The organism is Actinomadura madurae, from assembly GCF_047130825.1.
GTDB lineage: Bacteria > Actinomycetota > Actinomycetes > Streptosporangiales > Streptosporangiaceae > Spirillospora > Spirillospora madurae.
In genome coordinates, this window is sequence record NZ_CP083237.1 from 10256296 (window position 1) to 10269443 (window position 13148).

Consider the following 13148-nt stretch of genomic DNA (forward strand, 5'->3'; position numbering starts at 1 on the left):
TTCCGCTGCCCGCTTTTGGCGTCATCGATGATTCCGGGGGCATTAACGGCCGCCTGGTAATCCGGCGCGCTCCAGGATGAGCCTCACCGCACATCACCGCTGCGGCACGAATCGTTTCCACCGTGCCGGTGGGCCGTTGCATACCGGACCTGATGGCCGACGAACGTTCCGGGATTCCCAGCGGACGGGTGCGCCTCGCTGGCGCGTTCGTCGTCCGGACGAGCCGTTCGGTGGCCGTGCTGAAAGAAATGGGTACCCCCGGTCGGAGTCGAACCGACAAATGGTCCCTTTTAAGGAGACTGCCTCTGCCATTGGGCTACGGGGGCCGGTGCGGACTCGACTTTAAGGTCGCCGACGATAGGCGTCCACGCGTGTTCGTTGAACACGGTGCGCATGTGCGGGAAAGTGGGGCGGCGCGCTGTGTCCAGGTGCCGCGACCGCTCACCTGAACCGGCGGCCGTCTCCGGTGACGCAGGAGTTCACAGCCTGTCGGCCGTGGCGGCCGTGGTGGGTCCCCGGGTGGCCGGCGGTGGCGCGGGGCGCGGTACTCGGGGGCCGGACGCCCGTGCGCGGAGTACGGCCGAATCGGCACGAGTAAGGGGGTGAGGACCGCCTATGGGTTGTGCTACGTTCAAATACGGAGATCATCTAGATCGCCGAGGGTACGGGACCTGTGAAATCGCAGGGAAGGAACCTCTTGTCGTGCGCGAGCTCCCCGCCAAGTGGTCTTCGACAATTGCATTTCTGGTGTACGCGTAAGTCTTGTTGCTGTTCGCGACCCGCGGTCCGCGGTCGCTCCCAAACGTGGATCGGACTGCTCATGTGCTCCTGTGTTCTCTCTGCGGCCGGAGCCGGGGCGCGCCCGAGTGTTGCGCGAATCGGCTCACCGGGCGTGTCCGGGATGTTCTTATGCGTTCTCACCCCGCGTGTTGTTCGCGTTCGCTGCTTCGCTGAGACGGCTGTGGCGGGCGACTTCTGGTCGATGGTCGACGGGGATGTCGAGGCGTGGGTGCAGAGGGTGTCTTCTTCCGGGTCCTGGGGCCGCTCGCCGTCAGTGTGGACGGCGACGAGGTGGCCCCGCCGAGTTCTCCGGTCCTCCGGGGGCTGCTGGGCGTGCTCGTCCTGGCGCGGGGCGAGCCGCTGGCCACCGGCCGGCTCGCCGAGCTCGTCTGGACCGACCGGGTCCGGGAGACGAGCCGCGAATCGGTGCACGTCGGGGTGTCGCGGCTGCGCAAATGGGCGGCGTCCCTCCACACCGGGCGGCCGGATCGGATCGAGGTCAGCTACCGGAACGGGTATCTGCTGCACTGCCCGGCGGACCGGTCCGATCTCGGCCGGTTCCTGACGCTCGCCGACGAGGCGCGCTCCCTGTCCGCGCCCGAGCGGAGGTACCGAGCGCTCACGGCCGCGTTCGCCGAGCGCAAGGGGCCGTTGCTGGCCGGCCTCTCCCGGATCGACCGGACGGACACGCTGGTCCGCGGTCTTGAGGACCAGATCCGCGAGGCGGCGATGGCCCTCGCCGCCGCGGCCCTGGAGTCGGGCGACCCCGAGGGGGCGGTCGGCGCCGTCGGCGCGCTGATCGAGGAGCTCCCCTTCGACGAGCCCTTGCACGCCGCGCTGATCGACCTGCTGACGGCGAGCGGGCGCCCGGCGGAGGCCCTGCAGATCTACCGGCGGCTCAGCGAGCGGCTCACCGACGATCTGGGCGTCGAGCCGAGCCGGGACGTTCAGCGCGCGCACATGCGCGTCCTGTCGGCCGACGGCACTATCGATGAGCCGGGCACGGCGGCCGCCCCGCCGGGGGCCCCGCCGCCCGCCCAGCTCCCGCCCGACATCCCCGACTTCGCCGGCCGGACGGCCGAGGTGGCGGAGCTGGTCGAGAGCCTCGTCGGGACCGCGAGGGCCTCCCGGCCGCGGGCGGTGGCCGTCACCACGATCTCGGGGCTCGGCGGGGTCGGCAAGACCACGGTCGCCGTGCACGTCGCCCACCGGGTCGCGGATGCCTTCCCGGACGGGCAGCTGTACGTGGACCTGCACGGAGACTCGGCCAAGCCCGCCGAGCCGGCCGAGCTGCTCGGCCGCTTCCTGCGCACGCTCGGCATGTCCGGCGCGGGCATCCCCCCGTCCCTGGACGAGCGGGTGGCGCTGTACCGGAGCCGGCTGGCCGGCAGAAGGATCCTGGTCGTGCTCGACAACGCCGCCGACGAGTCCCAGGTGCGGCCGCTGCTGCCGGGCACGCCGGACGCGGCCGTCCTCGTCACCAGCCGCAACCGGCTGATCGGCCTGGAGGGCGCGAGGCTGCTGAACCTCGACGTCCTGCCGCCCGCGCAGGCGGTGGAGCTGATCACCAACATCGTGGGGGAGCGGCGGGTCGCGGCCGAGCCGGACGTCGTGGCCGAGATCGCGCGGCTGTGCGGGCACATGCCGCTGGCGGTGCGCATCGCCGCGGCCCGGCTGGTGGGCCGCGACCACTGGAGGCCGTCGCACCTGGCCGACGTCCTGCGGGAGGAGCGGCGCCGGCTCGACGAACTGGTGGCCGGCGATCTCGAGGTGCGGGCCGGGTTCGAGATGAGCTACCGGCTGCTCCCCGCGCCGGCCCGGCGCGCGTTCCAGCTGATCGGGCTGCTGGACGCGCCCGACTTCGCGAGCTGGACGGTCGCCGCGCTGGTGGACCTGCCGCCGCCCGCGGCGCGGCACCATCTCGAAACGCTGGTGGACGCGCACCTCGTGGGGGTCGCCGGGGTGGACGAGACGGGGGAGCTGAGGTACCGGCTGCACGACCTGCTCCGGTTGTACGCGCGCGAGCTGGCCGAACGCGACATCCCGGAGGAGGAGCGCGCCTCGGCGCTGCGGCGCGCACTGGGCGGGTGGCTGGCGCTCGCCGAGGAGGCGGCGGAGCGGGTGCCGGGGCCCTGCTACGCCCTCATGCACGGACCGGTCCCGCGGTTCCCGCCGCCGTCCCCGGAGCGGAGCCGGCTGCTGGCCGATCCGATGCACTGGTTCGGCGCGGAGCGGGCGGCGCTGGTCGCGGCGGCCGTGCAGGCCGCCGACCTGGGGTTCACCGAGTACGCGTGGGACCTGGCGGCCTCCCTGGAGCGGTACTGCGATGTCCGCGGCCTGTACGACGACTGGCGCCGCATGCACGAGCGGGTGCTGGAGCTGTGCCAGGAGACCGGTGCCAGGCGGGGTGAGGCGGTGGTGCTGCGCGGGCTGCTGGAGGTCCTTACCTGGACGTCCCCGGTCGGGCCGGGCCCGGCGATGATCCGGATGCGAACGATGGCCGCGCGGGTCCTCGACCTCTTCACCGAGCTGGGCGACGCGGCCGGGACGGTCGACGCGATGGTGGCGATGGTCTGGGGCCGGGTGGCCGACGGCGAGGACGGCGAGGCGCTGGAACTGGCGGAGCGTGCTCTGCGCGTCGCGCGGGAGGCGGGCTACGTCGCCGGGGAGGCCCGTGCCCTCCACGTCACGGCGGTCGTGCACGGTGAGGGCGACCCGCAGAGCGCTCTGGAGTGCCTGGAGCAGGCGCTCGTGGTGGCCGAGGAACTGGGCAATCCGCGGTTCGTCGCGACGATCGTGCAGTTCCTCGGGGCCGCCCGCGCCCTGTGCGGTGACATCGAGGCGGGCAGGAGGCTGCTGGACGAGTCGATCGTGATGGCGCGGGATCTGGACGACCGCTATGTGGAGGCGTTCTCGCTGCTCTACCTCGCCAAGCTCTTCGTCGCGACCGGGGACGCGCAGGCCAGGCCGACGCTGGAACGGCTGCTGTCGTTCAGCCTGGCGGGCAATTTCCGCCACCACCTGGCCGACGGGCTCGGCGTGCTCGGCGAGTTGAACATGGCGGAGGGGGACCTTCTGGGCGCCGTCGCGTGCCTGGAGCGTTCGGTGGAGGTGTGGCGCACGCGCGGATGGGTTCCGTATCTGGCGCGGGCCCTGCGCATCCTCGGGAACGCACGCGATGCCGCCGGCGACCCCGACGCGGCCCTGGCTGCCTGGGCGGAGGCGCGCGAGCTGTTCGTCCGCATCGGCGATGCGGACGGCCGCTCCTCTGTCGATGAGCGCCTCCGCGGAGCGCGCGGCACGGCGCGCTCCTGACGGCGGCCGCCGGCGGCGGCCAGGACGCGGGCGCCGGCACAGGGACGGGCTTTCCTGGTGGAGCCTTCTTCACTGGTGGAGAAGGCTCTTACGTGCGGTGAAGGGAGGCGTTTTGGAGTAGTTATAGTGACCGGCTTCGAAAGTCGGGATTTCCGGTGAGCGGCCGTCGCCTCCCCTATCTGACCTCGCGATCCTTCAGGAATGCCTAAACGGCGTCAAGGGTGCATGATGCGGGGGCGGTGCGGCATGAAGGTGTTCAAACGCCGCGCGGGCACGGTTGAACGGTGCTGCGGCTATTGTCGCCGACCACGTCCGGCGAGATTGGCACCAATGAGGTGGCGCGTGAATATCCCCATCATCGGTCACGACGGGCGACGCGCTCCGGACGGTGAGCGGCTCGGGCCGGCGCTCAAGCGGATCACGGTCATCGGGACCGGGCTGATCGGGACCTCCATCGCGCTGGCCATGCGGCGGGTCGGCGCGGAGGTCCTGCTGATCGACCGGGATCCGGCGGTCGCCGGGCTCGCCGCGGAGCTGGGGGCCGGAGCCCCGTGGAGCGGCGAGTCGGCCGACGTCGCCGTGCTGGCCGTGCCGCCCTCGGCGGTCGCGAGGACCCTGCTGGACGCTCAGGAGCGCGGCCTGGCCGCGGCGTACACCGATGTGGCGAGCGTCAAGGTCCCGCCGTTGGCCGAGGCGGCCCGGCTGGGCTGCGACCTGCGGGTCTTCGTCGGCGGGCACCCGCTGGGAGGGAGCGAGCGGTCCGGCCCGCTCGCCGCCCGGCCCGAGCTCTTCGACGGCCGCCCCTGGGCGCTGTGCCCCGCGGAGGGCGCCGACCCCGCGGCCGTGGAGGCCGTGACCAGCCTCGTCACCGGGTGCGGCGCCACCCCGGTCCGCATCGACGCCGCCGGGCACGACCGGGCGATGGCGCTCGTCTCGCACGCGCCGCACGTGGTGTCGTCCGCGATGGCGGCCCGCTTCGCCGACGCACCGGAGGGCATGGTCGGCCTCGCGGGGCAGGGCGCCCGCGACGTCACCCGTATCGCCGGCGGGGCGCCGGCGCTCTGGCAGGAGATCCTGGCGGCCAATGCCGGCCCGGTCGCCGACGTGATCGAGGCGGTGTCGGACGACCTGGCCAGGGTCGCCTCCGCGCTGCGGGCGCGCGCCGGCGGGGAGCCGGCGGTGGCCGGGCTGCTGACACGGGGCGTCACCGGCCGCGACCGGATTCCGGTCAAGCGCGGCGGATCGGCCGGTCGGCTCACGACCGTCACCGTCCTCGTCGCCGACCGCCCCGGCGAGCTCGCCCTCATCCTCCAGGCCGCCGGGGTCGCGGGGATCAACATCGAGGACGTCTCGATCGAGCATCTGCAGGGCCGGCCGGTCGGCGTGGCAGAACTGTCGGTGGACCCGGAATCGGCTCCGCGCCTGATCGCCGAACTTCGAGACCGCGGATGGTCTCTGCCTGATCCGCCCGGACGGTGACGGCGCGATGGCCGAGAAAGAATTCGCCCACTCAGCGATGCCACAGAGTTCCATTGGCGGAGGGAAAGGCCCGTGTTCAACTGACGCGTTGCCGTGGTTGGACATCCGGTGCAGCATGCTTCGATGTGTGCCGCTGAGATACCACTCTCCACCAGTGAGGACCGTTACCGTTCGGTGCTGGCCAATCAGAGCCGGGGCTCCACGCTCCAGTCCATCTACCGGGAGATCCTGGGCGGCGATTACCCCGCCGAGGTGGAGCCCTTCGGTTTCGTCACTCTGAGCGACCTGCGCCTGCTGGCGGAGACCCTGGCGCAGTCGGGCACGACACGGCTGCTCGACGTCGGCTGCGGCCGTGGCGGCCCCGGTCTCTGGATCGCGCGCGAGCTCGATGTCCCCCTGGTCGGCGTGGACATCATCGCCGAGGCGGTGGCCGCCGCGTCGGATCGGGCGGCGGGCTTCGGCATGGCGTCCCGGGCCGGCTTCCACGTGGCCAGCGCCACGGACACCGGCCTGCCCGCCGGAGGCTTCGACGGAGCGGTCAGTGTCGACGCGCTGTGGATGGTGCACGACAAGTCGGGCGCGTTCCGCGAGCTGGCACGGGTGCTCCGTCCCGGAGGCCGGCTGGTGTTCACCAGCTGGGAACCTGTTCACCTGCCTTATGATTTCTTTCTCGAAAGAGCCGGATTCACCGACATCACCAAGCGTCCCACCGGTTCGCGGGACCGGGAGATCGCCGTGCACGAGGCCATCCTGCGCAATTGGGAGGCGATCTCCGAGGAACTCGGTGAAGAGGCCGCCAAGGTGCTCAGGGCAGAGGCGACGCACACCCCGGCCCTGTTGGACGACAATCCGCGGGTCGTCATTTCGGCCGTCCGCCGCTGACGGCTTCATAGTCGCTCCTTGACGGTTTGCGCGCGGGTCGGTTGTAATGCCCGGAAGCCGCTTTTCGAAGGAGAATCATGCCGCTGAACGCCGATTTCGTCATGAACAAAGAAGTTCTGGTCTGTCGACGGCATGGTGTGGCCGCGAATCCAGAGGTTCCTTGGCTGTGCGGTGAATGCAGCACGACCCTCAGCCCGCCGATCGACGACGTCGTGATGGATGCCGAAGCCTTGCGCGAGAGGCCCAGGAATATATACAGGATGCGCGAGCTACTGCCGGTCGGGCCTCTGCCGACCATTGGCCTCCATACTGGATGGACGCCACTTGTTCACGCGCGTCGACTGGGCGGCCTCATCGGTCTCGAGAATCTCTACCTCAAGCTCGACTGCTATAACTGGCCATCCTTCTCGTACAAAGATCGAGTCGTCGCCATGGCCCTTCAGTATGCGTTCGAACGAGGCGCGTCGACCGTCGCCTGCGTTTCCACGGGCAACGTCGGCAACTCGCTGGCCTCGCTCGCCGCCGCGGCGAACATGCGCGCCGTCGTCTTCTACCCCGACGGCATCGAGCCGGCCAAGAACGTCGTGAGCTCGGTCCATGGCGCCGAGATCTTCCAGCTGCAGGGGACGTTCGACCAGGTGAACGCGATCTGCCGGGAGCTCGCCCTCAAGGGGGTGGTGCCCTTCGTCAACCTGGACCTGCGCCCGTTCTATGCCGAGGGCGCCAAGACGATCGCCTACGAAGTGGTCGAACAGCTCGGCTGGCGGCAGCCGTCCAACGTGATCGTGCCTGTGGCGGGAGCGACGCTGCTCACCCGGATAGCCCATGGTTTCGAGGAGATGAGCCGCCTCGGCATGACGGCCGCCGGCGGCGGGCCGCGCATCCATGCCGCGCAGGCCGCCGGATGCGCTCCGGTCGCGGACGCGTTCGAACACGGAGAATCCGCGGTGCGGCCCTGTGTCCCCGACACGCTGGCGAAGTCGCTCGCCATCGGCAACCCCACCGATGGAAAGGTGGCCCTGGATCTGATCGGCAGGTCCAACGGATCGGCTTCCGCCATTTCCGACGAGGAGATCGTCGAAAGCATCGGGCTGCTCGCCTCGACGGAGGGCGTGTTCACCGAGCCCGCCGGTGGCGTCGTGGTCGCGACGGCGAGGCGACTGGCCAGAGCAGGGATCATCTCCCCGGAGGAGTCGGTGGTGGCCGTGATCTCCGGGAACGGGCTCAAGGCCCAGGAGGTGGTCGCCTCCTCCGTTGAGCGCGTGACCCGGCTCCCGGCGGACGCCGACACCGTCACCGGCGCGCTCATCGACGCACTGTAAGGCCCCGAGGCCGGTGCGGACGTCGCGGGAAACCTGGTCGGCGGGCGATCCCCGCGGGCCCGTCCAAGTGGCGCAACGACGCAGTTGACCGTTTCGGAAGGGGCGTCGCAATGACCGCTCTGGGGTCCTCACGCGAGGACCGTGCTCGGGTGCGCTACGAGAAGCGCGGTCACGTCGCGTATGTGACCCTCGACCGGCCCGAGGTGCTCAATGCCATGGACCTGCGCACGCACGAGGAACTGGGCGCCGTGTGGGACGACGTGGAGGCCGATGACGGAGTGCGGGTCGCCGTTCTGACGGGGGCGGGCGACCGGGCCTTCTCGGCCGGGCAGGATCTCAAGGAGCGGGCCAGGCTGACCGAGGAGGGCGTGGCGCCCACCACCTTCGGGAGCCGGGGGCAGCCCGGGTGGCCCCGGCTGACCGAGCGGTTCACGCTGTCGAAGCCAGTGATCGCACGGGTGCACGGATACGCCGTGGGTGGCGGTTTCGAACTGGCGCTGGCCTGTGACCTGATCATCGCGTCGGAGGAGGCGGTCTTCGCGCTGCCCGAGGCGACGCTCGGCCTGGTCCCGGGGGCCGGCGGCGCGTTCAGGCTGGCCCGGCAGCTGCCACTGAAGATCGCGATGGGATACCTGCTCACCGGCCGGCGCATGACCGCCGCGACGGCGCTGCGGTACGGCCTGGTCAACGAGGTCGTGCCCTACGCGGATCTGGACCGGTGCGTCGCGGAATGGACGGACGGCATCGCCGGCAGCGCACCGCTCTCCGTGCGGGCCCTCAAGGAGAGCGTTCTCCGATCGGTTGACATGCCCCTCGAAAAGGCATTCTCGTCCAGTTATGTCTGGGAGGAACGCCGCAGGCGCAGCCGCGACGCGGCGGAAGGCGTGCGGGCGTTCACGGAAAAGCGCGACCCGGTGTGGTCCGGCGATTAGCCGACGAATGGCGGTGCATTCAGGGCCGCGGTTGAACGCATTGAGCGGTGTCGCGATTCCATGTCAAAGTGCTGGAGCCCAGAAGGAAAGCCGGTGCGTTCATGCTGAATTTCGATGGATACCGGAATGTCGCCGAGGCGTTCGCCGGACGGGTCGCCGAGCACCCGGACCGGATGGCGCTGTCCATCGTCCGGGGCCCCGCCGCCGAGGACCACGAGATCCTCACCTACGCCGAGCTCGGCCGCCGCGCCAGGGTGCGGGCGGCCGGGCTCGCCGGGCGGCTGGCCCCCGGGGACCGAGTGGTCATCGCGCTGCCGACCTGCACCGAGTACGTCGAGACCTACCTCGCGTGCCTGTTCGCCGGCCTCGTGGCGGTGCCGGTCCCGGCGCCCGGCCAGTCGCGCGCCGACACCCGGCTCACCGCGATCATCGGAGACTGCGCGCCGCGTCTCGTCGTCACCACGAAGGACGACCGGGAGCCGCTCGCCGCCCGGCTCAGAGATCACGGGCTCGGGCAGGTGCCGGTCGAGGACGTGGGGGAGGCCGGACCAGGGGAGCCGCCCGCGGGGCCGCTCCACCGTCCCGGCCCTGACACGCTCGCGGTCCTCCAGTACAGCTCGGGCTCCACGGCGACCCCGAAAGGGGTGATGCTCGGCCACGGCAACATCCTCGCCGACATGGGCGCGATCCGCGCCGGCACCGGGGCGGGCGCCGAGGACTCGATCGGCTCCTGGCTGCCCCTCCACCACGACATGGGCCTGTTCCTCCATCTCACGGCGGGCCTGATGTTCGGCAATCCCATCGCGCTGATGCCCGCCACGGCCTTCGTCAGGCGCCCCCTGGAGTGGCTCCGGATGATGGAGCGGTACGCGAGCACGATCACCGGGGGCCCCAACTTCGCCTTCGAGCTGTGCACCCGCCTCATCCGGGACGACGATCTCGACACGCTCGACCTGTCCCGGCTGCGCATCATCCACAACGGCTCCGAGCCGATCCACGCGCCCACCCTGGCGGCGTTCGCCAAGCGCTTCGCGCGCACCGGGCTGCGGCCCGAGGCGTTCGCGGCGGCGTACGGGATGGCGGAGGCCACGGTGTTCGTGACGTCCACCCCGCCCAGCGCGCCGCCGACCGTCCTCGTCGCCGACCGGGACCGCCTGGAGTCCGCCGAAGCCCCGGCGCTCGTCGCGACGGCCCGCGGCACGGGCAGGGAGATCGTGGGCGTCGGCGCGCCGCCCGGCGGCTTCGACACCCGGATCGTCGACCCGCGGACCCGCCGCCGGCTGCCCGGCGGCGCCGTGGGCGAGATCTGGCTGCGCGGCGCCCCCATGGGGCGCGGCTACTGGAACAGGCCCGAACTCAGGGCCGAGGTCTTCGAGGCGCGTCTCGCCGATGAGGACGCCGGTCCGGCGGGCCCCGGATGGCTGCGCACGGGCGATCTGGGCGCCGTGGTGAACGGCGAGCTGTTCGTCACCGGACGGCTCAAGGAGATGATGATCGTCTACGGCCGCAACATCTATCCGCAGGACGTCGAGCAGGCGGCGCGCGGCGACCAGCCGGCGCTCGCGGGGCTCGTCGGCGCGGCCTTCGGGGTCCCCGCGCCCGACGAGCGGATCGTGCTCGTGCACGAGGTCGCCCCCGGAACGCCGGCGGCCGAGCTGCCCGCGGTCGCGGCGGACGTGTCGCGCCGGCTCACGGTGGAGCTGGGGGTGCCGGTGCGGAACGTCGTCCTGGTGCGGCGCGGCACGGTGGGCCGGACGACCAGCGGCAAGATCCAGCGGGTCGAGACGCGCGCGAGGTTCCTCGCCGGCGAGATCGCGCCGCTGTACGCGGAGCTGGAGCCCGATGTGCGAGGCATCACGGGCTGAGAAGGGAGACCACGTGACCGAGACCGATGTGACCGATGCGCCGTGGACGCCGGCGGGTGTCCGCTCCTGGCTGGTCGAGCACCTCGCCCTCCATCTCAGGGTGCCCGAGGCCGAGATCGATCCCGACGCGTCGCTCACCGGCGGCGGCCTGGACTCCGTTCACGCGCACACGCTCTGCGCCGACATCGAGGACGCGCTGGGCGTGTACATCGAGCCGCCCCAGCTTTGGGAGGCCGACACCGTCAACCGGCTCACCGCCTACCTCGTCGAGCGGACGAACTGAGCCGAGGGGAAGAGCGCCGGCGGAGGGGAGCCGTCCGACCGGTGCCCGGCCGTGCGCCGGGCACCGGTGCCGTTCTCCAGAGCGCATCCCGGACGACCGTGACGCCGTCCGGGACTTGGGGCGGCCCCGGTTACGTCTCCTCGGCCCGCACCCAGAACATGCCGTCGGCCGAGGAGACCAGGCCGCTGTCGAACATCGGCGTCTCGGCCCCGGCTTCCTCCCGCAGGTGTGCGCGCGTCTGGACCACCGCGCCCTCCCGCACCGCCTCGCGGACCAGGGAGGCCCGGAACAGGGGCATCATGCTGCCCCTCGTGCCCCTGCCGACCTCGTCGACCGCGTCGGCGAACTCCTTCGACCTCGACTGGAAACGCCGCGCCACGCCGGACGCGTCGGCGAGGGCGGACTCTCCGGAGGACACACCGGCGATCAGGTCGATGAACGACTCCAGTTCGGTGTGGGTGCTCTTGGTGACCTTCTTCGCCGACCAGAAGTACGACGTCTCGCTCACGTGCATGTCGTAGAAGGACATCAGGAACTCGTAGAACACGCCGTACTCGCGCCGGTACCTCGCCTCGAACTCCTCGAAGGCGACCCGCTCGTCCACGATGCCGGCCATCACGCTGTTGATCGAGCGCGCGGCCAGCAGGGCGCTGTAGGTGGCCAGATGGACGCCCGAGGAGAACACCGGGTCGATGAAGCAGGCGGCGTCGCCCACGAGCACCATGCCGGGTCGCGAGAACGCCGTGTGGTGGTAGGAGTAGTCCTTGCGGACCCGGAGCTTCCCGTACTGGCCGGTGGTGACGCGCTTGGCCGACGAGAGGTAGTCGCTGATCATCGGGCACTCCTCGATGAGCGCCTCGAGCGCGCGCTCCGGATCCCCCTGGATCTTGCTCGCCATGTCGCGCCGGACGACGGCGCCGACGCTGGTCAGCGTGTCGCTGAGCGGGATGTACCAGAACCAGCCGCTGTCGAACGCCGCGGACAGGATGTTCCCCGAGTTGGGCGCGGGAAGGCGCTTGCCGCCCTCGTAGTAGCCGAACAGCGCGACATTTCGGAAGAACTCGGAGTACTTTCGCGATCCGCCGACATGCCGGTTGATGCGGCTCCCGTTTCCCGACGCGTCGACGACGAACCGGGCGCGGGCCTCGCGGCCGGTGCCGCCGGCGTCGGTATAGGAGACCCCGCGAACCCGCTCCTCGTCGTCGATCACGTTGGTGACGCAGCATTGTTCCCGTACGTCGACGCCCACGCGGCGGGCGTTGTCGAGCAGGATCTGGTCGAACCTGCTCCGCTCGACCTGGTAGGCGAAGGACGTCGGCGCGGCCATCTTCGGCGAGAGGGAGAAGGAGACCGTCCACGGCTCCGGATTGGCGCCCCATCTGAGCGTGCCGCCCCGCTTCACCATGAAGCCGGCCTTGGCCAGCTCGTCCGCCACTCCGAGGAGCACGCACACGCCCTGCACCGTGCCCGGAAGCAGGGACTCGCCGATCTGGTACCGCGGGAACCTCTCCTTCTCCAAGAGAAGGACCCGATGCCCCTGCATCGCCACGAGCGCGGCCAGAGCAGAGCCGCCGGGACCGCCGCCCACGACGACGACATCGAATTCTTCGACAGTTCCAGAACTCATCGGACACCCTTCTCGCACGGACGGTTCAGGGGCGCATGACCACGGCCCGCAGCCGGTGCGCCCCGTCGATCACCTGCTGCGCGGCCCGATGCTTTTCCGTTGAAGCACGAGCTGCCTGAGTGAAACATTCTCAATGGCCCGCGAGGAAACCGGTGATCGGTCCATTCGGTCAGGCGTCCGCTGATCAACAACGTGCGTTCGGGCCGAATCCTAGCGTGGGTTCATCGCTGTTTGCCCGGCGCGCTCGAACGCGCCTCCGCGGCGGGTGCCCAACTGGGGCGGTGCGCCGGTTGAACACCCGTGCCGCGTTCAACCGGCGGCTGGCGAACCCGTTTGACCATGCGGCATGTTGATCGTTAGTCATTTGTCCGGCATGGACTCTCAAGGCCCGGTGAAGGGACAGCACGGTGACGAATCCTTTTGAAGACCCCGATGCCATGTACCTGGTTCTCGTCAACGACGAGAACCAGCACTCGCTCTGGCCGGTATTCATCGACGTGCCGGACGGCTGGAAAACGGTGTTCGGGGAGGCCGGCCGGCAGGAATGCCTCGACTACATAGAGAAGTCCTGGACGGACATGCGGCCCAAGAGCCTGATCGAGGCCATGGAGAAGATGGAGAAGTAGAAGCCCTGATCGGTCGGGAAAGGCTGTCGTGGAACGC

The 13148-nt window shown here is 70.6% G+C and carries 9 protein-coding genes and 1 tRNA gene; 8 read left to right on the plus strand and 2 right to left on the minus strand.

Annotated elements, in window-relative coordinates:
* Nucleotides 1–253: 253 nt before the first annotated feature.
* A tRNA-Leu gene (locus tag K8Z49_RS48140) sits at nucleotides 254–326 on the minus strand.
* A gap of 679 nt (nucleotides 327–1005) precedes the next feature.
* Here K8Z49_RS48140 and K8Z49_RS48145 point away from each other — a divergent pair.
* The 7 genes from K8Z49_RS48145 (at nucleotide 1006) to K8Z49_RS48175 (ending at nucleotide 10858) form a co-directional block, all read left to right on the plus strand.
* Complete coding sequence (locus K8Z49_RS48145; protein ID WP_412517220.1) at nucleotides 1006–4095, plus strand: AfsR/SARP family transcriptional regulator; 3090 nt, start codon at nucleotides 1006–1008, stop codon at nucleotides 4093–4095.
* A gap of 348 nt (nucleotides 4096–4443) precedes the next feature.
* A complete protein-coding gene (locus tag K8Z49_RS48150) occupies nucleotides 4444–5574 on the plus strand; it encodes a prephenate dehydrogenase (RefSeq protein ID WP_256255222.1) in 1131 nt (376 codons plus the stop codon).
* A 174-nt stretch (nucleotides 5575–5748) separates the two neighbouring features.
* On the plus strand, nucleotides 5749–6456 hold the full coding sequence (locus K8Z49_RS48155; RefSeq protein WP_021593048.1) for a class I SAM-dependent methyltransferase: 708 nt from the start codon (nucleotides 5749–5751) through the stop codon (nucleotides 6454–6456).
* Between the two features lie 77 nt (nucleotides 6457–6533).
* Nucleotides 6534–7778 (plus strand): threonine synthase, encoded by a 1245-nt coding sequence (thrC, locus tag K8Z49_RS48160; RefSeq protein ID WP_111833228.1) that lies wholly within the window; start codon nucleotides 6534–6536, stop codon nucleotides 7776–7778.
* Nucleotides 7779–7888: 110 nt separating this feature from the next.
* Complete coding sequence (gene dpgD, locus K8Z49_RS48165; RefSeq protein ID WP_052357648.1) at nucleotides 7889–8710, plus strand: enoyl-CoA-hydratase DpgD; 822 nt, start codon at nucleotides 7889–7891, stop codon at nucleotides 8708–8710.
* Nucleotides 8711–8811: 101 nt separating this feature from the next.
* Nucleotides 8812–10575, plus strand: a complete 1764-nt coding sequence (locus tag K8Z49_RS48170; RefSeq protein ID WP_052357647.1) for a fatty acyl-AMP ligase — start codon at nucleotides 8812–8814, stop codon at nucleotides 10573–10575.
* A 13-nt stretch (nucleotides 10576–10588) separates the two neighbouring features.
* Nucleotides 10589–10858: an acyl carrier protein gene (locus K8Z49_RS48175; protein WP_052357646.1), complete on the plus strand. Its 270-nt coding sequence runs from the start codon at nucleotides 10589–10591 to the stop codon at nucleotides 10856–10858.
* A 130-nt stretch (nucleotides 10859–10988) separates the two neighbouring features.
* Here the strand turns inward: K8Z49_RS48175 and K8Z49_RS48180 are convergent, their stop codons facing one another.
* Entirely contained in the window at nucleotides 10989–12485 is a 1497-nt protein-coding gene (locus tag K8Z49_RS48180; RefSeq protein WP_412517221.1) for a tryptophan 7-halogenase, read from the minus strand.
* A gap of 407 nt (nucleotides 12486–12892) precedes the next feature.
* Here K8Z49_RS48180 and K8Z49_RS48185 point away from each other — a divergent pair, with 407 nt between their 5' ends.
* Nucleotides 12893–13111, plus strand: coding sequence for an MbtH family protein (locus K8Z49_RS48185; protein ID WP_024935673.1), 219 nt, complete (start codon nucleotides 12893–12895; stop codon nucleotides 13109–13111).
* Nucleotides 13112–13148: the final 37 nt, after the last annotated feature.